20 protein-coding genes and 1 pseudogene are annotated in these 22,662 nt (G+C 38.6%); 11 read left to right on the top strand and 10 right to left on the bottom strand.

The window, feature by feature from the left end; genetic code table 11:
• Positions 1-233 precede the first annotated feature (233 nt).
• On the bottom strand, positions 234-3,671 hold the full coding sequence (locus tag B9T27_RS12310; RefSeq protein WP_086207115.1) for an Rne/Rng family ribonuclease: 3,438 nt from the start codon (positions 3,669-3,671) through the stop codon (positions 234-236).
• A gap of 797 nt (positions 3,672-4,468) precedes the next feature.
• Here B9T27_RS12310 and B9T27_RS12300 point away from each other — a divergent pair.
• On the top strand, positions 4,469-5,404 hold the full coding sequence (locus B9T27_RS12300) for an RluA family pseudouridine synthase (protein ID WP_086207114.1): 936 nt from the start codon (positions 4,469-4,471) through the stop codon (positions 5,402-5,404).
• Between the two features lie 173 nt (positions 5,405-5,577).
• Complete coding sequence (locus tag B9T27_RS12295) at positions 5,578-6,246, top strand: HAD-IA family hydrolase (RefSeq protein WP_086207113.1); 669 nt, start codon at positions 5,578-5,580, stop codon at positions 6,244-6,246.
• An 86-nt stretch (positions 6,247-6,332) separates the two neighbouring features.
• On the opposite strand, the gene B9T27_RS12290 is transcribed toward B9T27_RS12295, so the two are convergent.
• Both B9T27_RS12290 and B9T27_RS12285 read right to left on the bottom strand, forming a co-directional pair.
• A complete protein-coding gene (locus B9T27_RS12290) occupies positions 6,333-7,010 on the bottom strand; it encodes a DUF1345 domain-containing protein (RefSeq protein WP_086207112.1) in 678 nt (225 codons plus the stop codon).
• 363 nt (positions 7,011-7,373) lie between these two features.
• Positions 7,374-7,874, bottom strand: a complete 501-nt coding sequence (locus B9T27_RS12285; protein ID WP_086207111.1) for a GNAT family N-acetyltransferase — start codon at positions 7,872-7,874, stop codon at positions 7,374-7,376.
• A 127-nt stretch (positions 7,875-8,001) separates the two neighbouring features.
• Between B9T27_RS12285 and B9T27_RS12280 the strand changes: the two genes are divergently transcribed.
• From B9T27_RS12280 to B9T27_RS12270, 3 genes are read left to right on the top strand one after another with little or no spacing between them, the layout of a single operon-like run.
• On the top strand, positions 8,002-8,943 hold the full coding sequence (locus tag B9T27_RS12280; RefSeq protein ID WP_086207110.1) for a cation diffusion facilitator family transporter: 942 nt from the start codon (positions 8,002-8,004) through the stop codon (positions 8,941-8,943).
• Entirely contained in the window at positions 8,943-10,067 is a 1,125-nt protein-coding gene (locus B9T27_RS12275; protein ID WP_086207109.1) for an MBL fold metallo-hydrolase, read from the top strand. Before B9T27_RS12280 ends, B9T27_RS12275 begins: the two co-directional genes overlap by 1 nt.
• A gap of 32 nt (positions 10,068-10,099) precedes the next feature.
• Positions 10,100-10,657 (top strand): hypothetical protein, encoded by a 558-nt coding sequence (locus B9T27_RS12270; RefSeq protein ID WP_086207108.1) that lies wholly within the window; start codon positions 10,100-10,102, stop codon positions 10,655-10,657.
• On the opposite strand, the gene B9T27_RS15095 is transcribed toward B9T27_RS12270, so the two are convergent.
• From B9T27_RS15095 to B9T27_RS12250, 4 genes and pseudogenes are all read right to left on the bottom strand, one after another.
• Positions 10,652-10,801, bottom strand: coding sequence for a hypothetical protein (locus tag B9T27_RS15095; protein WP_265733425.1), 150 nt, complete (start codon positions 10,799-10,801; stop codon positions 10,652-10,654). The two genes, B9T27_RS12270 and B9T27_RS15095, sit on opposite strands and share 6 nt — an antisense overlap.
• 246 nt (positions 10,802-11,047) lie before the next feature.
• Positions 11,048-11,491 (bottom strand): annotated as a pseudogene (locus B9T27_RS12260) (thiol-disulfide oxidoreductase DCC family protein).
• 94 nt (positions 11,492-11,585) lie between these two features.
• Positions 11,586-13,106 carry a catalase gene (locus tag B9T27_RS12255; RefSeq protein ID WP_086207107.1) on the bottom strand — a complete coding sequence of 507 codons (1,521 nt, stop codon included), beginning with the start codon at positions 13,104-13,106 and terminating at the stop codon, positions 11,586-11,588.
• Between the two features lie 302 nt (positions 13,107-13,408).
• Positions 13,409-14,050 carry a TetR/AcrR family transcriptional regulator gene (locus B9T27_RS12250; RefSeq protein WP_086207106.1) on the bottom strand — a complete coding sequence of 214 codons (642 nt, stop codon included), beginning with the start codon at positions 14,048-14,050 and terminating at the stop codon, positions 13,409-13,411.
• An 84-nt stretch (positions 14,051-14,134) separates the two neighbouring features.
• Here B9T27_RS12250 and B9T27_RS12245 point away from each other — a divergent pair, with 84 nt between their 5' ends.
• The 3 genes from B9T27_RS12245 to B9T27_RS12235 all read left to right on the top strand — a co-directional run bounded on the left by B9T27_RS12245 (position 14,135) and on the right by B9T27_RS12235 (position 16,877).
• Positions 14,135-15,802: an acyl-CoA dehydrogenase family protein gene (locus B9T27_RS12245; protein WP_086207105.1), complete on the top strand. Its 1,668-nt coding sequence runs from the start codon at positions 14,135-14,137 to the stop codon at positions 15,800-15,802.
• 252 nt (positions 15,803-16,054) lie between these two features.
• The gene (locus B9T27_RS12240) at positions 16,055-16,513 is read left to right on the top strand and encodes a hypothetical protein (protein WP_086207104.1); all 459 of its coding nucleotides are present in this window, start codon (positions 16,055-16,057) and stop codon (positions 16,511-16,513) included.
• Positions 16,514-16,688: 175 nt separating this feature from the next.
• On the top strand, positions 16,689-16,877 hold the full coding sequence (locus B9T27_RS12235) for a hypothetical protein (RefSeq protein WP_086207103.1): 189 nt from the start codon (positions 16,689-16,691) through the stop codon (positions 16,875-16,877).
• 24 nt (positions 16,878-16,901) lie between these two features.
• Here the strand turns inward: B9T27_RS12235 and ptsP are convergent, their stop codons facing one another.
• Positions 16,902-19,196: a phosphoenolpyruvate--protein phosphotransferase gene (ptsP, locus tag B9T27_RS12230; RefSeq protein ID WP_086207102.1), complete on the bottom strand. Its 2,295-nt coding sequence runs from the start codon at positions 19,194-19,196 to the stop codon at positions 16,902-16,904.
• 96 nt (positions 19,197-19,292) lie between these two features.
• Positions 19,293-19,769, bottom strand: coding sequence for an RNA pyrophosphohydrolase (locus B9T27_RS12225; protein WP_086207218.1), 477 nt, complete (start codon positions 19,767-19,769; stop codon positions 19,293-19,295).
• A gap of 184 nt (positions 19,770-19,953) precedes the next feature.
• Between B9T27_RS12225 and B9T27_RS12220 the strand changes: the two genes are divergently transcribed.
• From B9T27_RS12220 to B9T27_RS12210, 3 genes are all read left to right on the top strand, one after another.
• A complete protein-coding gene (locus tag B9T27_RS12220; RefSeq protein WP_086207101.1) occupies positions 19,954-20,604 on the top strand; it encodes an HAD family hydrolase in 651 nt (216 codons plus the stop codon).
• Positions 20,605-20,792: 188 nt separating this feature from the next.
• Positions 20,793-21,035 (top strand): DUF2789 domain-containing protein, encoded by a 243-nt coding sequence (locus B9T27_RS12215; protein WP_086207100.1) that lies wholly within the window; start codon positions 20,793-20,795, stop codon positions 21,033-21,035.
• Positions 21,036-21,156: 121 nt separating this feature from the next.
• A complete protein-coding gene (locus B9T27_RS12210; RefSeq protein WP_086207099.1) occupies positions 21,157-21,663 on the top strand; it encodes a DUF2628 domain-containing protein in 507 nt (168 codons plus the stop codon).
• Positions 21,664-21,719: 56 nt separating this feature from the next.
• Here the strand turns inward: B9T27_RS12210 and B9T27_RS12205 are convergent, their stop codons facing one another.
• Positions 21,720-22,577 (bottom strand): LysR family transcriptional regulator, encoded by an 858-nt coding sequence (locus tag B9T27_RS12205; protein WP_086207098.1) that lies wholly within the window; start codon positions 22,575-22,577, stop codon positions 21,720-21,722.
• Positions 22,578-22,662 lie beyond the last annotated feature (85 nt).

Below are 22,662 nucleotides of genomic sequence, written 5' to 3'. Positions count from 1 at the left end.
ATTTGTTCGTAATTTACTTGGCAATGGGGCTGTAGATCATGTCTAGTCAGTTCAAATTAAGCCAGCAAGAGATGTCATATCCATAATCTCTCATTTACTGTTGTCTTTTTATAATCTTAGCTCTAGTGCAATCAACCTAATCTGACAAAAGTATTAAAAATTTTAATTAAAATAACAAAAAAACCTAGCCACCGGAATGACTAGGTTTTTAATTTTAGCTGCAGTTATGCAACTTATTCAGCAGTAGTCGCTTTCTTTGGAGGGCGACCACGTGGACGGCGTGGACGGGCAGGTTTCTCATCCGTATCTACTTGGCTGTCTGTAACATCTTCTTGAGCTGTCTCCAAAGCTAAGTCATCTTGAGCTTCAGTTTTGACCATATTTTTAACAGCTTTCGTGACTTCTTTTGTTGGTGTACTAATGACTTGTTCAATAGTAACGGGCTCAACGATCGTTTCTGTCACGACTTTAGCTTCAAGAGCTGTAGCAGGCTTACTTTCCACTGTTTGTGTTTCTACAGAGGTAGGTGCAACAGATTGCTCCGTTACAATTGCATCAGCAGTGACTTCTGTTGGTGTTTCTACAGTTGCTTGCTCTGTAACTTGAACTGTCTCAGCCTGAACTTGTTTTGCTTGTACAAAAGCTTGTTCAGCTGCAAGTTTCGCTAAGCGACGACGTTCACGTGGGTCGTTGGCAACACGGTTGTCAGATACCGGCGGTGGTGGTGTTAGATCTAACACAGGTGCTGGTTCTGCTTCAGGTGCTGGTTTCGATACAACAGCATCACGTGTAACAGGTTTTTTCTCAGCCTCAGCAGCAACAGGTTTAACAGTGAGTGTTGCAGCAAACTCTTCAGTAAACTTCACCAGTGCACGGTTAAATGTTGGAATTAAACCAAACTGCTCAATGAGGACTGAACAATCTTCACCATACACATGGCGAATTAAACTACCTACGCTATATTGCGCTAATGTAGGTACTTGTGATGGAGTGAGTTTAGGCACTTCAGTTTTTACTGGAGTTACTTCACGTTGCTGGCGACGACGTTGACGCGGATCATTGTTCGCACGTTGCACAGGTTGTTGAGGCTCTTGTTGCACGACTACTTCAGCGGGTTGAGTCGCTTCAGTAACATCTACTTTCACTGATTTTTCAACTGGAGTTTTCTCAACAGGCGGTGTCACAACAGGTGCAACATTGGCTGGTGGTGTTACTACAGGTGTTGGAGTATTTAATGCCAAAATTTCGCTTTGTGCATTATCGATATTTACTACAAGCGCAGTAGTCATTGTTTCTTGACGAGGAGCATCAATCACATCAACTTTAACGGTTTGAGTATTTTCAACTGGACGTTGTTCAACTGGAGTAGCCACTTGATTTTGTGGTTGCTCATTCAATACGCTTGGATCGCGATGACGATTTGGGCGATTTGGGCGCTGCTGACTGTTGCGGTCACGACGTGGAACAGCTTGTTCAGCTTGAGCTTCAAATTGTGGCTCACGCTGTTGTTCTTGGCGCTGTTCATGACGTTGTCTAGGTTGACGTTGCTTTTGTTCACGTTGCTCTTGGCGCTGTTCATGACGTGAAACTTGGACAACTTCTTCATGGACTTGATGCTGTTGTACAGGCTCTGGTACAGCTACAGGCTCACGTTGTTCTTTCGGTTTGTTGGTATTATTGCGCTTTTTGTTATTGCGCTGCATTTTTTCATCACGTTCAATATTTTTTTCAACATATTCACGTGGTTCTTGTTTGGTCGCAGCTTGGCCGATATAAGCATTGTTTGCGACTACAGGTGCATGCGGTGCAACAACTTCAGTGCGAACAGCTGGGACCGGTGTAGCCATTTGACCATGTTGACCACGGCTAACAGCACCGCCATTAATCATTTGTTCAATGGCAGCAGCTGCATTATTGGCACTACGCGATTGATCAACCGTCTTTGCTTGCTTTTGTACAAACAAATTTTCTAACCATGCACATGGACTAGAAGACGGCGTTGCAATTTGTGCTTGAACAGTAGGTTGCGGCTGAGCATTTTGTTGAGCAGTCGGCTGTTTTTGCTGTTGCTTATTATTTTGAGTAGCAGCTTTTTGATTCGCTTGCTGATTATGTTCTTCTTCTAAATGCCAATCGGAAGATTCATAACCTAACTCTTTTTCACTTAAACGAGTTGCTTCAGTGCGTTCATAGCTTGTTGGTGCAAAACCTTCAGGGTTATAAGATATTTCATAATGCGGTGTTTCTAAATGTGGGTGTGGTAATACCGTCACACGGACATTTGAAGTTTGTTCTAAATAAACAAGGCTATGACGTTTTTCATTCAATAAAAATGCAGCAATTTCAACTGGCACTTCAACTTGAACTTCACCTTGACGTTCACGTAACGCAATCTCTTCTACTTTACGCATAATTGAAAGAGAAAGAGAACGTAGGTCACGAACCATACCCGTACCATGACAGCGTGGGCAGACATAACCAGTAGCTTCTTCTAATGATGGACGTAAGCGTTGACGGCTCATTTCCATTAAACCAAAGCGTGACAATTGACCGAATTGGATGCGGGCACGGTCACTTTGAGTTGCTTCACGAAGTTTAGCTTCAACCATACGTTGGTTGCGTTCTTTAGTCATATCGATAAAGTCAATTACGACTAAACCACCGATATCACGTAACCGCAATTGACGTGCAATTTCTTCAGCCGCTTCTAAGTTAGTACTCAACGCTGTTTCTTCAACATCATGACCACGCGTCGATTTCGCTGAGTTAATATCAATTGATACTAATGCTTCAGTTTGATCAATCACGATTGAACCGCCAGAAGGAAGTTTAACTTCACGTTCATAAGCAGTTTGAATTTGACTCTCAATACCAAAATGGGCAAATAGAGGCTCATTTAAAGTATACGTTTTTAATTTGTCTAATTGGCTTGGCATTACCGCTTTAACGAAGTTATATGCTTCGCCATAGGCTTGTTCATTATCGATTAAAATTTCTGCAACATCGTCACGTAAATAATCACGGATCGCGCGCGTTACTACACCAGCTTCTTGGTGAACCAACATTGGAGATGGGCCAGAACTTGCTGTGGTTTGAATTTGAGCCCAAAGGTCCAATAGATGTTGCAAGTCAAGTTGTAATTCTTCTTGAGAGCGACCAATACCTGCTGTACGAACAATCACGCTCATACCGCGCGGTGTATTTAAAGACGCTAACATTTCTTTCAATTCTTCACGAACTGAACCTGAAATTTGACGGCTGATACCACCACCTTTCGGGTTGTTTGGCATCAATACTAAATAACGACCAGCTAAAGAGATATAGGTTGAAAGGGCAGCGCCTTTATTGCCACGTTCTTCTTTTTCAACTTGTACCAAAAGCTCGGTGCCTTCAGTAATGAGTTCGCGAATATTTGAAGTCTGGCGCGGATCTGCTTTGTAGTAGGTATTGGCAATTTCGCGCATCGACAAGAAGCCTTGACGACCTGCACCATATTCTACAAAGACTGCTTCTAAAGAGGGTTCTACGCGGGTCACATGACCTTTATAGATATTGGCTTTCTTTTGTTCACGGGTACGGTTTTCTAAATCGAAATCGTACAGACGGTGACCAGTAATAAGTGCAACGCGAACTTCTTCGGCATGGGTTGCATTGATCAACATACGTTTCATGGGGGTAACACCTAATAGTGATCCACACCAACAACTCGCTTATTCTAACTAGTAAAGCGAACATCAAACTGAGTTGAATCAAGGCTTAAAGTATGTATACATAAACATGCTTTAAACGATTTACCTGTCACCTATCTATCTATTGAAAGAGGATTTGGGTTTGATACCGGTATTGATGTTGGCAATCCTACTTTAATTATTAAATTCATCATTAAACAATTAAAGTCTTCAAGTTTTCACTGGTACTTCAAAGTGGTGCATTGGATGACTGAATTTCATCGTCTTTCACTGTCACCTTGTTCGAAGATTTGCTCCTCTAACTGAGATAGAGCATCTTGATACGGAATTATCATCGTATCTTTACAATCGGTGCAGTTCCAATGCCTCAAACACTTAAGTCCTGAATTACACTTGCAAGCGACTTGTCTGATGTGTATCAGTTTATGTTTAAAAACCAACGTCTAGGTTGGCGACATATATTTTTAAACAAACCGATTTTTGTACTAAAGTACAATTAAACGCAACAGTTTGTCTTTTTGCCGATATAATAAAGCCTTCGGCGTCGGCATATTCTTTTAGGACCATTCCGAGATTTTGGTGAACATTTAGATTCGGTTTTAATTTCAAAAGTTTTTGAAATGCCTAAAATAAATTTCACTTACGGTGGTATCCGTGCGCTGACTATAGCAAACCTTAGATCATCTGCCTATGGGCTATACTGCTATTTTGTATAAAAAGTATAGCTTAAGTGATCATTTTTTAATCAAATTTAGTATTTTTTAGGTCTTAGTAACTGTATGAATTCTACGCAAGAATGGCAAGATGTCACTTGGTTTGAAGTGGATGAACATCAAGTGGGTCAACGCATCGATAATTTTCTCTTTAGTCGACTAAAAGGTGTGCCAAAAAGCCGCATTTATCGTCTGATGCGAGAAGGTCAGGTACGTGTCAATAAAAAGCGGATAAAAGCTGAAACTAAGCTTGCCCTTGCCGACCAAATTCGTGTTGCACCGATCCGTTATGAGCCTAAGGATGAAACTCCAGCACCAGTATCAGATAAAGTTGCCAATAGCTTACTGAGCCGTGTGGTATATGAAGATGAAGGTTTAATGGTGGTAAATAAGCCTTCAGGAATCGCAGTGCATGGGGGCAGTGGTGTGGCGTATGGTTTGATTGAAGCCTTACGTGCTGCAACAGGCAAAAAATATTTAGAATTGATTCATCGTATTGACCGTGATACTTCAGGTTTAGTGATGATTAGTAAAAAACGCAGCACTTTAAAAACGTTGCAAGATTTTCTGCGAGAGCACAAAATTAAAAAAACCTATGCTGCTATTGTAAAAGGGCAGGTGAGTTTAGATAAACAATTGATTGATGCACCATTACATCGTTATGAATTGGCCAATGGCGAACGTCGAGTATGTGTGTCAAAAGAAGGTAAAGACAGTAAAACTCAGTGGAATGTTGCTGAGCGTTTCCGTCATGGAACTCTAGTTTATGCTTCGCCACTTTCAGGTCGGACACATCAAATTCGTGTACATGGTTTAAGCATTGGACATCCTTTAATTGGTGATGACAAATATGGTCATGCAACTGAGTATAAAGGGCCTGCTGCGCGTCGTTTAAGTTTACATGCGATGCGTTTAGAGATTCCTGGTTATCCAATGATTGAAGCACCATTACCTGAAGATATGCAAAATTTGGTCGCCCAATTGCGTGCCCAATCTAAATAACTGGATTTAGATTGGGATGAGTTGCTCAGACTTAATAAACATCTGGGTTGTTGAGATGCTATGGTTCAGCAGTGAAATTGATGTAACTGTCTTTGAGTTGTCCAATTAAGTGCTGTAATTTACTTGAGCGGTCAGCTTTAGTTGAATTAACGTATTGGAGTAAAGAGAACAAAATGAAGAAAGCTGTAGAGTTAATCATTTTTGATTGGGATGGTACGTTATTTAATTCAGTCGGGCAGATCGTCGCGAGTTTGCAATTTGCAGCACAGCAGTTTCAACAACCCTTAACCCATGATGCAGCAAAAAGTATTATTGGTTTGGGTTTACCTGAAGTGATGCAAGTACTCTTTCCTCAAGTCCCATCTTTACATCCGCAATTATTAGAATGTTATGCAGATCATTATGTTGCAAACTCTAAAGGCGATGTGTGGTTTGACGGTGTGGCCGAGTTACTCTCAGATTTGAAAAATCAGGATGTTAAGTTAGCCGTGGCCACCGGTAAAAGTCGTCGTGGTTTGGATCGAGTGTTGAATCAAACCAATAGTCATGATTTATTTGAGATTACCCGTGCTGCAAGTGAAACCAAATCCAAGCCAGATCCACTGATGCTTGCTGAAATTTTAGCATTTACTGGTGTTAAAGCCGAGCAAGCGCTTATGGTCGGTGATACTTCATATGACTTAGAGATGGCGCAAAATATTGCAATGCCAAGAATCGGGGTGAGTTATGGTGTACATACGCCACAGGTATTACAACAGTTTAATCCACTGATGATTGCAGATGATGTATCGAGCTTGCATGATTTTTTAAATCATCAAGTAAAGTTGAAAGAAGCCATTTAAGCGAATTGTGATTTGATTCAAAGGGAGTAATTTTAAATGGCTCCCTTTTTTTATTCATATTTATTTTTAAATTTGTGCTTGCGATACTAACTCATAATAAACGTTGCAGCCACATTGATACAAATCGCTAAAATTGTCGTATTAAATCCATAAGCCAGTAGAATATGTACGGTATTTAAAATTCGCATGGATCTGGTGGTCACAGAAACATCAGCAGTTTGCGCCGATGTTCCACAGATATAACTAAAATAGATAAATTCAGGATAAGTTGGTTTAGGCGTTTTAGGGAAATCTAAGCCACCATCTTGATGATTAGCAACAGCCAAATAAAAATCATGTGCATAATGAATCGCAAAAACGGTATGCATAAAAAACCATGCCAAAATGATGGTCAGAATAGACAGACTCAGATGAGCGAATCTAATACTGGGGTTCGATGGTAAATGAGCTAGTTCGACTAAAATGGCAATAAAACACATGACTAAGGTGAGAATTACAAGTAATAGAATAATCCACTTACTGGCATCTTGCTGCTGTGCTCGTTTTAAGATGTGCTGATGATGAGTGGTCCATAATATTCGTATGGTCATCATGAGATAACAAAATACTGCAATATTCCAACTTAATAACAGAATGCTAGACCAGTGCCAATTGGTAAAAATATTGATGATGATATATAGCAAAGCAGTGAGTAAAAAGGTAATAAAGAAAAAGGGGCGAGATTGAATACCTGTTCTTATTCGATGAAAAGTCTGTACTGGCATACGGAGCTCCACTTTTACTTCTTATGATGAGTATTTACATATAGGTTAGACGGAATTTACAGCACTTATTCGATTTTGGCTGTATGAGACCTGCTTAAATATAGTTAGGTTAAAATATAAAAAATATTTGCAAAGGTCGTGTATTGTTGGCTTAAAAATAAAATTAATTTTGATGATTGAAAATACTGATTCTTATAGGGGGGAAAAGGATTGTCCCGTAATACTGCATCAAATTCAATTTTAAATTCTTTCAGATGTAAATTATAGCCAGTCAAGATTATCTACTATTCGATTTTCATCATTAAGGCTATTTGTTTTTATCATCTGTAATTTTTTGTACATGCTCGTTATATTATGGTGTATTCACTTATATTTCATAACTTCAGTATCATGATAATCAAGATCATTTATTGCTTCTGGTTTACGTCTTAAATGTAAGATTGGGAAAGGGTTGCCTTCTGCATCTAATTCAGAGCGAGCAAATTGACGAAACCCATATTGTTGATAAAAAGCCAACGCTTTAACATTTTGCTCATTCACATCCACTTCATGAATGCCCAAAGAGACGGCATGCTGGATTAATGTTGCTTCAATGCCTTGATGAAAATATTGTGGAGCGATAAAAAGCATCTCAATTTTGTCATATGCAAGACCAATAAAGCCGACAATTTTTTGTTCACGTTCCACATGAAACAGTTGGACATGATCAAAATAATGATGCTTGATGATGAGTTCTTGGATTTGCAAAATTTGTTGTTCGTTGAGGAAGTCATGAGTTGCACGGATAGATTTTTCCCAGATATTGAGCAACTGATGATGTTGTGTTGATAATGTCTTTTTTATATGAGCTGGAATGGACTTCATGAACGACTCGCGCAACTGTGAAAAGCAACAAAAAATAAAGAAAAATCACATGCTGTTTCGCTAATATGAACGAAGATGAGTATAAAAATCAAATCCAAGTATTTGGCTCAAAAAAATAGGACAATAAATGTCAGATTCAAACAAAATTGTCATATATGCAGCACTTTTGGGTAATTTGGCGATTGCCTTGGTTAAATTTATTGCCGCATATTTAACCAATAGTTCAGCCATGTTCAGTGAGGCTGTACATTCGGTGGTGGACACATTGAATGAACTATTATTGTTATATGGTTTGCGGAAGTCTCAACAAGCTGCAGATTATCAACATCCTTTTGGCTATGGGCGTGAATTATATTTTTGGGCATTTATTGTAGCTTTACTCGTTTTTGCACTTGGTGCTGTAGTTTCTATTTATCAAGGAGTTCAGCATATTCGACAACCAGAGGCAACATTATCACCCACATTGAATTATATGGTTTTAGGATTTGCCTTATTCTGTGAAGGAGGCTCATGGTTGGTCGCTTTAAAATCCTTTAAGAAGAGTAAAGGTAAAATGGGTTATTTTGAAGCTTTTAGACGCAGTAAAGATCCGACTACATTTACCGTGTTATTCGAAGATTCTGCTGCATTAATTGGTTTATTGATTGCATTACTGGGTATCTATTTATCACATGCATTGAATATGCCAGTATTGGATGGTGTCGCATCGTTGTTGATTGGTGTAGTTTTAGCGATTTCAGCTTTACTTTTAGGTCAAGAAACCAAAGGATTACTCTTAGGTGAAACGGCCGATCCACAATTGCGTCAAAATGCATTAGCAATTGCTCAAAATGATCCTGCTGTATTATCCGCTAATGGTATTTTGACTGAGCAAATGGGAGCACATCAGGTCATTGCATCGCTAAGTCTAGAGTTTAAAGATAATTTAACCTCAGATGATATTGAACTGTGTGTAAATAGACTAGAATCAGAAATTAAAGCAATTCATCCTGAAATTGTAGCGTTATTTATCAAACCGCAAACTCAGCAGGTATGGAGTAAAAGAATGAAAGGACGTTTAGAGTCATAATGTCGAAAGATACTGAAATTGATCGTGCTGAACAACAGAGCATTGAAAAGTCTGGCATTCAGCAAACAAAAACAAATGATCGATCACATTTACATTATCATTTAAAAGTAGAGGAATGTTTGTCCCATACTTGGTGCAAACCCGTGTTTAAGCGTGTGGTTTCCAATCATCATAATGGTGAGCATTTTTTCAATGAAATACGTAAACCTGAAGGACGAGGTCGTTGGGATTTACTCAAGTGGTTGAGCACGCGGAAATCTTATACTTGGGCTGTTGATACAGCCAAAGAATCTGCTGATTTTTATGCAACTAAATTGGCTTTACCCCAAAATCGCCCACATGCAGATCCCAATGATTGGCAAGTGTGGTTTGTGAGTCATGCCACAGTTTTATTACAAATCGGTCCGTATAACTTTTTAACTGATCCTGTATGGGCCGAACATGTCAGTCCTAAACAAGGCCGTGGCCCGAAACGTGTCATGCCTGCTGGAATTGCTTTAGAAGATTTACCACAAATTCATGCAGTTTTACTTAGTCATAACCATTATGATCATATGGATTTGGCCTCACTGAGGTGGCTACATAATAAATTTGCAATGCCGATTTATACTGGTTTAGGCAATGCCTATTATTTACCGAAAACATTCCATGTGATTGAAATGGATTGGTGGCAATCGGCACTTTTCAAAGATCTTAAAATTGTGTATACCCCTGCACAGCATGGTTCTGGTCGTGGTTTGCGTGATCAAAATGCCGCATTGTGGGGCGGCTTTTCGATATTATCGCAACACGGTCATTTGTTTTTTGCTGGAGATACAGGCTATTCACCACATTTTAAAGCGATTCATAAACGCTTTGGTGCGCCACGTATCGCACTGCTTCCCATTGGTGCCTATGAACCTAGAGTATTAATGCATTATATGCATATGAATCCACAAGATGCTTTTCAAGCACATTTAGACTTACATGCCAAACGTTCATTGGCCATTCATTACCGTACTTTCCAATTAACCGATGAAAGTCGTGAACAGCCTGAGTTGGATTTACAAAAAGCCATGAAACATTCCTCGAAGTTAATGAATCCATTTTATTGTATTCGAGAAGGTCGCAAGTTGATTATTTAGGGTATTGGGGTGTTTGAACTAAGGATAAGAAGATGAGAAAAATAATATTAACCAGCTTAGTAATGAGTTTTACGATTGCACCTCTCGAAGCGAAATCAGTGACGGCATCTGTGAATGAAAATTTTCAGGATGTTGCTATTGATTGTACAGGGAGCTGTGAATCAACAGTTGCAGATGCAATAAATCCAGTTTCTTCATCGGACTATGCTAAGAGTATTAAGCCTATGCATGAAAAATATACTTTAGATGCTGGGGATGAATGGGAAGGTATTTATAGTAATGCCAATGCACAATTTTTTGAAAGCGCAATGACGCAGAATGATGGCATTCAATATGTCGGTGCATGGATTAAACGGGTAGATCAGAAGAAAAAACAGCAACACATTAATTATTATCAAGTGTTGTGCACAGATCAAACTTTTACTCTTTTAGAGCAATTTCAAAGTAAAGATGATCAAAAATATACGACCGTCAACAACGTCGATCATTATCGACAAGCTCAAACTTTTAGTAAAGCTGGAGAGGAGCTGCCTATTTTTAAAAAGCTGTGTAAAAATCGAGAAGACTTTGTTAAAGCTTGGGGATTATGATTGATCCAGCTCAGTTTGGACTCTGATGAGTTGCAGTGCCACGATTGAAAGTGCAGCCATTGCTAGATTCATGACAAAAGGATTAAAAGTATGGCTAAAATAAAGTGGGTCAGTCAATATAATTAAAAGACTCAAACTAATCATAGCTAAGATATTAAAATAATGAAGTATTTTTCTATTTTAAATATGAAAAATAATAAACCAAAGATAATTTCAGCATAACCAGAAAGTTGAATCATCAATAGTATTGTGATGTCATCAAAGCCCTGAATCCTCCAGATACGTTGTTCATCCATCGCCTGATAAAGTACTTTAGGAATCAGTCTTTGGTAAATCTATAAAACTACTAAATTTAGATTGATGGTCAAAAGTGGTTTTCGAGTCGTTTGATTAATGCCCACGAACAGTCTCTTCTAAAACATGTTGCTTATTTTCAGCCGATCGGAGTTGGCAATAATCTGTTTTACCCAATAGTTGGTACAGATTTAGTGCCACCTGCCGATAAAGAAAATCGCGTATCAATCGTGGCATTAAATAGCCAGCACCTATCAAACAAAAAGGCAATCCTAAATGTTGCATAACCTTCAGTAGCGCCATCGATTCTATATATTTTTGACCATCTTTAATCACCACCATGGTGGTGTAATCTGTGGTCGACATCCCGTAATATTTTAAGATAGCTTGACCTAAGGCGGATTGAACCGAGGCGAATTTGAATTTTGCAGCTTTCTCATATTGAATGAGGAATTTTACCTAGCCATTACAAATGATACAGCTCGCATCAAATAAAATGATGTCGTGTTGTTGAATGATGTCTTCTATTTTAAGTTGTATATTTGACTCTCTGCTGGAGTTTACTTAAATATAAATGGTTTTACAGCTAAATAAAAACCACCTTAAGGTGGTTTTTATTTAGCCAACTCACAGTTTAAAGTAAACTTGGTAGACCTTGGGCAGGATCTGTTGCACGAGCAGCTTGAGCATTTGCTACGCTCATCCCTAAAGCCTTGGCTACACCTTCACCATAAGCAGGATCACATGCGTAGCAGTTACGAATATGGCGGTACTTAATAAAGTCCAAAGCATCACCCATTGCCGCAGCGGTATTATTAAATAAGGCTTGTTGTTGTTCTGGCTTCATAAGTTGGAATAAGGCTCGCGGTTGACTAAAGTAATCTGAGTCATCTTGACGGTAATCCCAGTAATCAGCATCGCCATTGATTTTTAAAGCGGGTTCTTTATATTGAGCTTGTTCTTGCCATTGATGAAAACTATTTGGTTCATAGTGTGGTAGACCGCCATAATTGTCATCTGAACGACCAATACCATCACGATGGTTGGAATGAACTGGGCAACGTGCAGCATTGACTGGAATTTGTTGATAGTTCGTCCCTAGGCGATAACGTTGCGCATCAGCATAGTTAAATAAGCGTGCTTGCAACATTCGGTCTGGAGAAACACTAATACCAGGTACTAAATTACTAGGTGCAAATGCAGATTGTTCGACATCAAGATAAAAGTTTTCAGGGTTTTTATTTAGCTCAAACTCACCCACTTCAATCAGAGGATAATCTCCATGTGGCCAAACTTTAGTTAAATCAAATGGATGATACGGTACTTTCTCTGCATCAGTTTCTGGCATGATTTGCACGTACATTTTCCATTTTGGAAAATCACCCCGTTCAATGGCATTGAATAGATCACGCTGATTACTTTCACGGTCTTTGGCAACCACTGCTTCTGCCTCGGCATCCGTTATATTTTCAATTCCTTGTTGAGTCCGGAAATGGAATTTCACCCAAAAGCGCTCGTTAGCTGCATTAATCAAGCTATATGTATGGCTACTAAAGCCATGCATATGACGGAATGATTTTGGAATACCACGGTCAGACATCACAATAGTAACTTGGTGTAAGGCTTCAGGTAGTAACGTCCAGAAATCCCAGTTATTGGTTGCACTACGTAGATTGGTTTTAGGGTCTCGTTTTACTGCTTTGTTTAAATCTGGAAACTTGCGAGGATCTCGAAAGAAAAAAACTGGAGTATTATTGCCGACCATGTCCCAGTTGCCTTCTTCAGTATAAAACTTTAAGGCAAAACCACGAATATCACGTTCAGCATCAGCTGCACCACGCTCACCAGCAACTGTGGTAAAACGGGCAAACATTTCTGTTTTTTTACCAATTTCGGAGAAGATTTTTGCACGACTATATGGTCGAATATCATGTGTTACTGTGAAAGTACCGAAAGCACCAGAACCTTTGGCATGCATACGGCGTTCAGGAATAACCTCACGAACGAAGTTGGCCAATTTTTCATTGAGCCATAAATCTTGAGCAAGTAGGGGGCCACGTGCGCCTGCCGTCAAACTATTTTGGTTGTCGACCACTGGGGCACCAAAATCAGTAGTTAGGTGGGTCATAGGACATTTTTTTGGATCTTGACTCATTATACTTCTCCATTTTTATTGTCACATCAGTAATAAGAAGTGTATTGCTCTAATACAGTTAACACGACTTTAAAAACATGACATTAACCGTTTTGTTAATTCACTTTACAGCTGAATTGTTAAAATAGATTGATTCTCAAAACTTATAAAATAATTCGAGAATCTATCTCAAGGGTATAATATTTTGGGGTTTAAATTGATCTATGATCAATCTAGATGGATATTCCTTAAAACTCAAATGGATTTAAATTGTTTTTATAAGTGGAATATTCGATTGAGTATAAAGTTGACTCTGAGTTACCTTATATTTTTTGAGTTTTTAGAATAAAAAATTGAATCATTTCGAGCATATCTTGATATAAATTTTTCCAATTTTGAAAATCTGAATTGACTAAAAGTGTTTGAGAAATAAATCCATAACTGATTCGATGAATATTTAAGCTTAAATTTGACTCAGTCGATTGAGTAAAAGCAGACAAGGCTTGATTCCACGATTGGATCATTAATGCATAGTGTTTTTGATAAGCTTTGGGGCTGGAAATTTGTCGTTCAAGTAAAAAAAGTTGGGCCCAAATTTTTTGTTCAGATTGAATGTCTGATATCTGCGCTTGAAGTAAATATTCAATTAAATTTTGCAGGCTTTCTCTGTTGATTGGTGTCTGACTCACATCCATCATCCATAACGTCGCCTGCTGCTTTATCGTATTCGCGTTATTTTTGATATATTGATGAATCGTCAGTGCAATCAAGTCCTCTTTTTTACTGAAATATTCGTAAAACGTACCTAAGCCAACTCCTGCAATATCCGTTATTTCTCGAATCGTAATTTCAGTACTGTCTTTTTCTTTTAAAAGCTGAACAAAGCTTTCAATTAAAGCCTCTTGAGTTAGTCTAGCCCTTGATTGTTGTGGTTTTCGCCGAACTTTAATCTGAGATAACGACATATGTGAACCCGAACACCCACTATTCAATTTTCTTCTATACTGAAGTGAAAGGGCGAAAAGAACAAGACTAAATAGGACTTCAACATGAATCTGCAAAATACGTGGGCAACACATCAAATTTCGAATCAAATTGATGAATTGAAAAATTATAATTTGTTTGAAACCGATCAGGTTTTACAGGAAATTTTGGCTCGCTATGGTAGTCAAGAGCAGCAAGTCCTCAGCAAGTTTGCAGAACGAGTCGGTTCATCTGAATATTATGATTATGCAGAGCTAGCTAATCGGCACACACCAGAATTACATAATTTTGATGCGCGTGGTCGCCGGATTGATTACCTAGAATTTCATCCAGCTTGGCATCAATGGATGCGGCTCAATCGGCAATATGGCGTACATGCTTATCCATTTTTAAAGACTCACGCTACATCAATTTGGGTTGATTGGGCGGCTAGATTTTTTCTAAGCGGTCAAGTGGAGTGTGGCAACTTATGTCCGAATGCGATGACTTTAGGCAGTATCCCACTGATTCAGCATGAATCTGAATTATGGGCAAAGATTGGCTCAAAACTTCTTTCAACTGAATATGATGAGCGTGATATTCCAATTAGTCAGAAAAAGTCGATTTGGTTAGGTATGGGCATGACTGAGAAGCAGGGGGGGTCAGATGTTCGAGCCAATGAAACCTTTGCCCAACCAATTTCGGCATCAGGTCGGGGGGAAGAGTATCTGATTACTGGGCATAAATGGTTTTTCTCGGCACCAATGTCAGATGCACATCTGGTGGTTGCCAAAACTGAACAAGATGGTTTGGCGTGCTTTTATGTGCCACGTTGGCTTGATGATGGAACCAAAAATAATATTCATATCCAGCGGCTTAAAGATAAGGTGGGGAATAGAAGTAATTCAAGTTCAGAAGTTGAATTTAAAGCGGCTTGGGGCATCATGATAGGTGAAGCAGGGCGTGGTATCCCGACCATTATTGAAATGGCAAATTACACTCGGCTGACCTGTTCTGTAGGTTCAAGTGCTATGTTACGTCAGGCATTGGTGCAGTGTATTGCTTACACGCGTCAACGCAAAGCTTTTGGTAAGCACTTGGCTGAACAGCCTTTAATGCAAGCAGTGCTGGTTGATTTAGCTTTGGAAACAGAAGCAGCGATGCAGTTGAGTTTTCATCTGGCACATTGTTATGAAGTAGAGAGTGAGCTTGCTCAAGCTTGGAAACGTATTATGACGCCAGCTGCTAAATTCTGGATTTGTAAACGAACTGTGGAACTGGCTGGTGAAGCCATGGAGGTCTTCGGTGGTAATGGTTATGTTGACACTGGGATTATGGCTCGAATATTTAAAGAAGCCCCAGTCAATACCATCTGGGAAGGTTCGGGCAATGTGATGTGTTTGGATGTACTGCGTGCCATTCAGCGAGATCGAGATTCAATTGAACTTCTGTTTAAATCATTTGCTGAAATCGCGGTCGATCATCCTGTTTTACAGAATGAGTTACAATCCCTATTCAAATTATTTAGCAGTTTGAACTCAGATGATATGCAATTTATGGCACGTAATTTAGTGAGCCGATTGGTCATCTTGGCTCAAGCTATTTTATTAAAACAGTATGCTCCGGAATTCGTGAGCAATGCCTTTATTGAAACTCGATATAGTGCTTTTCATGGACGAGTTGTTGGTATTGTTGATTTTAGATCAGTAGATGTGGATAAACTATTACAACGGGCACTGATACTGGATACATAATTTTTGATATGGGATAAAAGGAATAGCTTGATTGCCACAGTATTTGATACAAAAATTCTGAAAAATGTAAGGATAACAGCTGAAAAATCATAAAGTAATTGAAAATATACTGATTTTTTATTTGTATCATTTGCATTTAATAATGCATCTATGGTGATGCAGTCATGTGTTAAATGATGGATTTATGTAATGAAAGCCGATTCCATAATATTTTATGATATTTTTAAAAATTAATTTTCATGTGATTTAAGAATGAAAAAAATAGTTTTTAGTATGGGGCTGTCTTTAACTATTCTGACAGGTTGTATGTCAATCTCTCAAAAAAACGACAGTAACATGGATAATGCTAATTTGCTTGCAGTAGAGTTTGTGGGGAATGGCACTTTCACTGTACCTAAGCAGCAAGGAACAGTTAGTTTATATGCGGTAGAGAGCCAGATGGCTGATGTACCCGCAACCTTAATTTTGCAGAAACATATTCAAGTTTCTCAGGTTCCATTTATGGTTGACTTTGAATTGCCAGCTAATCATAAGAAAAAAATTCAACCTCCTGTAAGCGATAATGCTGAAATAACATATTATGTAACATGGGAGTCTGATGGAAAAAACAAGGGCAATCAAGGTGCTATAGCCATTGACTATAATCGTAAATTCCCTCAAGTTACACTCGGAAGTGGCCAACAAAAAATTTACCTCCGTGATGTAAAATAACTTGATATTTTTATAAGAACTCATGTTTGTTTAAGATCGATTTTGTGTAAAAATGATGCATGAATGTAAAAAATTAAATGCCTAAAAATGGCTTGAATTTTGAACTAAAAGGCGTAACATTACGCCTTACAGAAAATATCTATAAGTGAAAACCCAAAGCCTGAAGGTGAAGAATATGGCAAAACCAAAGCAGCAACTTGAAGTGGTTGTACATAATTTTGTAGCGAAACACATGTATGAAGTGAATAAAAGCCAAGTATTTGTAGATCGAAAGAAAAATGCAAAACGTGGTTATGACAAACATAAAAAAGGGCGATATTCCGAAGATTATCGCCCTTTTTTATGTGCTTTAATTTTTGCTTAAAAGCGTCTTTTTGATCTTCACTTTTTACATATTCACAATTCGATTTGATTTCACCATATCCGCTAGACCATGATGTTTAAAATAATATTCCATCCAACTTTTCACCATCAGTGGATTACTCATTTCGACCACTTCTGCTAATAACTTTTGTGCATCTGTCATGGGGACATGACAAATCGCTTTACGGACTCTTAAAATATTACTTGAGCTCATGGATAAAGTATTAAAGCCCATCGCCATCAGTAGAATTGCTGAAAGTGGATCACCCGCCATTTCACCACAAATACTAATTGGTTTTTCATATTTGTGACATTCTTGCACTAAGCGCGTTAAAGCTCTTAAAACCGCTGGGTGGAAGTGAGAATACACATTCGATACCCGTGGATTATTTCGATCGACAGCCAATAAATACTGAATTAAGTCATTTGAGCCAACCGAAAAGAAATCGACTAATTCTGCAAACTCACCAATTTGTAGCAGTACACTTGGTACTTCGACCATAATACCGATTTTAGGTTTATGAATTTTAACCTGTTCTTCTTCTTGTACCGCAATCCAGTCACGCTCTAATAAGTAAAGTGCTTCTTCAACTTCACTAATGCTCGAGACCATTGGCAGTAAAATATGTAAGTTATTGAGGCCAATACTGGCTTTGAGCATTGCTCGAATTTGTGAAGAAAAAATTTCAGGATGATCAAGGGTAAATCGAATCCCACGCCATCCTAGCGCAGAATTTTCTTCTTCAATTGCAAAGTAAGGTAAGTCTTTATCGGCACCAATATCGAGTGTTCGCATCACTACAGGTTTATTTGCAAAGTGGCTAAGTTGCTGGCGATAGATGGCACGTTGTTCTTCTTCACCTGGGAAGCGGTCACGTAACATAAAAGGGATTTCAGAGCGATACAGCCCGACACCTTTTGCACCACGTTGTATGCCACGAACGACATCAATCATTAAGCCTGTATTGACGTAAAGTTTAACTACAACGCCGTCAGGTGTAATTGATTCCTTGGTTTCATACTGTTTTAAATCTTTGGCGATTTGCTCTTCTTCTTTTTGAATCTCTTTATAGCGCTGACGTAAACGGCGCGGTGGGTTGATAAATACCCGACCTTGGTAGGCATCGACAATCATTTCCGCATCATCCAGCGTATTCACTGGAAGTTCGGTGACACCCACCACAGTGGGAATGCCCAATGCACGAGCCACAATCACCATATGTGAATTGGCTGCACCTTCAGAAGTCACAATAGCTGCGATTTTATCAACGGGTAGTTCCACCAAGGCAGCGGTACTGATTTCTTCTCCAATGAGAATACTATCGGCGCTGAGCTCTTTATGGCTAGTATCACCTTCTTGTAATGAAGCTAAAATACGGCGACCTAGATCTTTCAGATCAGAAACACGTTCACGTAAATAATCATCTTCCATCTGAGCAAAAAGGGCAATATGACGGTCAATGACGCGTCTAACGGAACCTTGTGCCCAATTACCATCACGAATTAATTCTTTAATTTCAGCGGGTAGGGCATTTTCATCCAACATTCGAAGGAACACACTAAATAAGGCACGCTCTTCGGACATGAGTGAGTCTTGCATTTTTTCATCAAGTGATTGAATTTCATTTCTAACAGATTCAATGGCTTGATCAAGTAATTCTAATTCTTCACTAATGTCATCTACTTCACGATCAGGTACGGCCGCCAAGTCTGCTGGAGGATACAGAATGAAAGCACGACCTAAAGCAATCCCGCCCGCGCCAGATGAACCTTGGAAGGTTTTATAGTTTGGAGAAGTACTTGGCTTACGGAAGACATCAATATTCCCGACAGCATGTGCATGTGCAATCACACCAGACAGCTGAGCGCAAAGCGTGACTAAAAAGGATTCCGCTGCTTCACTAAAATCTTGGGGTTCTGTATTTTGTACGACAAGTACCCCCATCACTTTTCGGCGATACATCACAGGTACACCGAGGAATGAGTTATAGATTTCTTCACCTGTTTCAGGGAAGTAAGCAAAGCGTTCATGCTTAAAGGCATTGTCTAAGTTAACAATTTCTTCACGTTGTCCGACTAAACCGACTAGACCTTCGCCTAACTGTAAAGAGACATTACCGACAGATTCAGGGTTTAAGCCTTTGGTTGCCATGAGAACGTAACGTTGATTACGTTCATCTAATAAATAAATAGAGCAGACATCTACATGCATGGCTTCAGAGATCTGGTTAACCATAATCTCTAATGAATCATGCAAACTGACGGACGAATTAATCTCTTGGACAATGCGTCTTAAGGTGTCTAGTTGCATGTTCGACATGAATCTGCACTCCTATTTATATGAATAACAAAGTTGGAACATTATTTATAACAGCACTGTTTTGAAAAATCATTCATATTCTGATGAGTTTTTAGGTCATTGCTGTGGTAAATGCATACACAATTCCAACATGGCAGCCCTGTAAACATCACGTTTGAAATTTACGACTTGTCCAAGTGGATACCAATAACTGACCCACTGCCATTGATCAAACTCTGGCGGATCAGATAAGTTCAACTGAATATTCTTGGTTGAACCCACAAGTTTTAATAAAAACCATTTTTGCTTTTGTCCAATACAAATCGGATCTGAATCAGATCGGATGTATCGAAGTGGCAAACGATAATGTAGCCAGCCCTTGGTTTGTGCAATTATTTTGACATGTTCTGGTAAGAGTCCAACTTCTTCTCGGAGTTCTCTATACAGTGCTTGCTCAGGGGTTTCTCCAAACTGGATGCCCCCTTGAGGAAATTGCCATGCATTGTGCCCAATGCGTTTTGCCCATAAAACCTGTCCATTATCATTTGCCAAAATGATCCCGACGTTGGGTCGGAAACCTTCTGAATCGATCATTTGGCTACCTAAAATATTATCAATATCGTTGACTTTGAATTCGGGGACAGTCACTCTTAGTCCAACTCGAATTAAGATCAAAGTAAAAAGTTTTAAAATTGCTATGATCTTAACGAATTTCTATCGACAAGCGGAGATAGATTTACAATTTTTTTCTTAAATTTCAGTTTGAACGAGTATTTTCATGAAATTGGCGTTATTCGACTTAGATCACACATTATTAAATACAGATTCTGACCATTCTTGGGGAGAATTTTTAGTCAATGAGCGCTTGGTTGATCCTGTCCATCATCGTGCAATGAACGACAAATTTTATGAAGATTATAAAGCAGGGCAACTTGACCCGATTGCCTATAATGAGTTTGTATTTGAGTTTTTAACCCAACATGACGCCACCTATCTGACTGAGTTGCATCAATTATTTATGCATAAAGTCATTCGACCACAAATGCGCCCAGCTGGTTTTTTAGCAATCAAAAGACATCAAGATTTAGGACATGAAATAGTCGGTATTACGGCTACTTCAGATTTTATTACCGCGCCTATTTTTCGTGAATTTGGTATTACTGAAATTATTGCGACCAATGCCGAAGTTCAAGCTGGAAAATATACAGGTAAGGTCGCTGGTTTAGCATGTTATCAAAAGGGTAAGTTGGCACGTTTAGATCAATGGCTAAATGGTCGTGAAGTAAACGAATCGTGGGCCTATTCAGATTCAATTAATGATCGTTTTTTATTGGAATACGCAGACCATGCGATTGCTGTGAATCCAGATGATCGTTTAGAAGTATTGGCCAAAGAACTTAATTGGGATATCCAAGACTGGTCAATTTAAATAAGAGTATTATAAAATAGCACTTTATGTGCTGTTTTTTTGTAGGTGCATCACTACACATCAATAGAGAATGGACTGATCAAAAGCCATCTTTGTAAAGTTTTTTATCAGGTATTCGCTTTCATCTTCACTTTTAATTTGAAAGTGTTATGTTGTTGATGAAAATTAAAAATTGCTGGAGAACAACAATGAATAGTGTACGTCCTAGAATGACCCATTTATTTGAACAATTAGGCTTAGATTCAAGTGAGGAGGCAATTGCCAAATTTATTGAAACACATCAGTTGGGTGCAGATATGCTTATGGTTCAAGCCGATTTCTGGACAGATGCACAACGTCAATTTTTAGAAGAAAAAATCAAGTCTGATGGTGAATGGGCGATTGTAGTAGATCAGTTGAATGAAGCGTTACATGAAGATTCATTGAAGTAATTTAGGCTTTTAAAGCCATTTTGACCTTAAACAGCATCTTCGGATGCTGTTTCTTATGTTAAAAATAATTGAATTAAATGTTTTTCTAATAAAATGATTACAGAAGAAAAAGGCCAACAATATGAATCACAATGAAACGGTGCCCCTTTCACCTTTTCCATTAGCAGAAACAGGATCATCTGGAGCGACAAAAGAAGAACTTTATGCTGTATTTATAGGCAATAAGTATCAGCGATATTACCAAGAAAAATTTCAAGGATTAGAAGCTGTTAAGTCTAAAGGAGGGTTTAATATCTCAGCATTTTTTTTAGGGCCAATATGGTTGTTTTACCGAAAAATGTATGTTTATGGCTCTATTTATTTTGGGTTTATAATACTTACAGGCATTATGACAACGATGTTTAATGTAGCTGAATCTGTTGACCGTGGCATTTCGATGGGACTTGCAGTCGCTATGGGGCTAGGTGGAAATGGCTTATATAATTTTTTTATTGATAAAAAAATCAACTCTCCAAATATAACAATAACTGAAGTGAAAAAAAGAGGCGGAACGAATTCAATCGCTGCTTGCTTGGTATTACTGATGGTGGTAGCACTCGTGAGTTTGGGGATCTATTTAGAAGTTTAAAATCATTGATTCCAAATAACCAGTTTTGATTATTTGGAATAGGAGGTTGCTTATATTTATTTCATCATCTGAATGAGTTCTAAAACTGCACGTGACTGAGTACGAGCAGGATGCCAAACCATACCCAGTTGACGATTCATATCAGAATGAATATCTAATTGTTTTAAATCTTGATTTAATAAAGTTTTTGGTAAAACTGACCAGCCTAATCCAATCGAAACTAACATCCGAATCGATTCAAGCGGGTTGTTACTCATGGTAATTTTAGGTTTTAAACCCTTTTTCTCAAATTCAGCTAAAGTGATTTGGCTAGTATAGGTTTGGGTCGCAGGGAGTAGGCTTGGATACTCAATGAGATCTTCAAGTTTCAGGTTCTGTCTTTGTGCTAAAGGATGGAAGGGTGCCACGACAAAAACCAAAGGATCATTCCAAATGGTGATGTAGCTGAGGCGTTCATCACCTTGTGGCGGTAAAGTTAAAAAAGCCAATTCTAAATCGCCAGCCAGCACTTGTTCATGTGCTTGTTCAGAATCGACAAAATGTACATCTAAAGTCACTTCGGGAAATTGCTGCACATATTTGGTTAAATGACGCGGTAAATGGTGTAAGCCAATATGGTGGCTCGTACCAATTTTAAGTTTACCTTGCACCTGACCTTGTTCATGACTCAGGGTATGGTGAATATCACCTAGTTCATTTAGCCAATTTTTGACTTTAGGCAACAGCGAATGTGAAGCATGGGTGGCTTGAACACCACGGCCCGCGGATTCAAACAGTTTCACACCAAAATAATCTTCTAAGCTATGAATTCGTTTAGTTACCGCAGGTTGGGTAATAAACAGTAAATCTGCTGCCTGAGAAATAGAACCAGTTTCCATAACTTTTACAAATGCTTCGAAGGCTGCGAGATTCATAGGTATTCCATATATAACGAATTTTTATGCTTAATTCATTATTTAGAAAAATTACGAATAAATCAAAACAAAAATGTTATAAATC

Source organism: Acinetobacter sp. ANC 4648, assembly GCF_002135345.1.
Lineage (GTDB): Bacteria > Pseudomonadota > Gammaproteobacteria > Pseudomonadales > Moraxellaceae > Acinetobacter.
The sequence above is the reverse complement of the archived record's forward strand: the minus strand, read 5'-3'. Positions and strand labels throughout refer to the sequence as shown.

Bases quoted from the DNA above. Each gene is read 5' to 3' on its own strand.
- B9T27_RS12310 (WP_086207115.1), bottom strand. From the start codon at position 3,671: ATGAAACGTATGTTGATCAATGCAACCCATGCCGAAGAAGTTCGCGTT.
- B9T27_RS12300 (WP_086207114.1), top strand. From the start codon at position 4,469: ATGAATTCTACGCAAGAATGGCAAGATGTCACTTGGTTTGAAGTGGAT.
- B9T27_RS12295 (WP_086207113.1), top strand. From the start codon at position 5,578: ATGAAGAAAGCTGTAGAGTTAATCATTTTTGATTGGGATGGTACGTTA.
- B9T27_RS12290 (WP_086207112.1), bottom strand. From the start codon at position 7,010: ATGCCAGTACAGACTTTTCATCGAATAAGAACAGGTATTCAATCTCGC.
- B9T27_RS12285 (WP_086207111.1), bottom strand. From the start codon at position 7,874: ATGAAGTCCATTCCAGCTCATATAAAAAAGACATTATCAACACAACAT.
- B9T27_RS12280 (WP_086207110.1), top strand. From the start codon at position 8,002: ATGTCAGATTCAAACAAAATTGTCATATATGCAGCACTTTTGGGTAAT.
- B9T27_RS12275 (WP_086207109.1), top strand. From the start codon at position 8,943: ATGTCGAAAGATACTGAAATTGATCGTGCTGAACAACAGAGCATTGAA.
- B9T27_RS12270 (WP_086207108.1), top strand. From the start codon at position 10,100: ATGAGAAAAATAATATTAACCAGCTTAGTAATGAGTTTTACGATTGCA.
- B9T27_RS15095 (WP_265733425.1), bottom strand. From the start codon at position 10,801: ATGATTAGTTTGAGTCTTTTAATTATATTGACTGACCCACTTTATTTT.
- B9T27_RS12255 (WP_086207107.1), bottom strand. From the start codon at position 13,106: ATGAGTCAAGATCCAAAAAAATGTCCTATGACCCACCTAACTACTGAT.
- B9T27_RS12250 (WP_086207106.1), bottom strand. From the start codon at position 14,050: ATGTCGTTATCTCAGATTAAAGTTCGGCGAAAACCACAACAATCAAGG.
- B9T27_RS12245 (WP_086207105.1), top strand. From the start codon at position 14,135: ATGAATCTGCAAAATACGTGGGCAACACATCAAATTTCGAATCAAATT.
- B9T27_RS12240 (WP_086207104.1), top strand. From the start codon at position 16,055: ATGAAAAAAATAGTTTTTAGTATGGGGCTGTCTTTAACTATTCTGACA.
- B9T27_RS12235 (WP_086207103.1), top strand. From the start codon at position 16,689: ATGGCAAAACCAAAGCAGCAACTTGAAGTGGTTGTACATAATTTTGTA.
- ptsP (WP_086207102.1), bottom strand. From the start codon at position 19,196: ATGTCGAACATGCAACTAGACACCTTAAGACGCATTGTCCAAGAGATT.
- B9T27_RS12225 (WP_086207218.1), bottom strand. From the start codon at position 19,769: ATGATCGATTCAGAAGGTTTCCGACCCAACGTCGGGATCATTTTGGCA.
- B9T27_RS12220 (WP_086207101.1), top strand. From the start codon at position 19,954: ATGAAATTGGCGTTATTCGACTTAGATCACACATTATTAAATACAGAT.
- B9T27_RS12215 (WP_086207100.1), top strand. From the start codon at position 20,793: ATGAATAGTGTACGTCCTAGAATGACCCATTTATTTGAACAATTAGGC.
- B9T27_RS12210 (WP_086207099.1), top strand. From the start codon at position 21,157: ATGAATCACAATGAAACGGTGCCCCTTTCACCTTTTCCATTAGCAGAA.
- B9T27_RS12205 (WP_086207098.1), bottom strand. From the start codon at position 22,577: ATGAATCTCGCAGCCTTCGAAGCATTTGTAAAAGTTATGGAAACTGGT.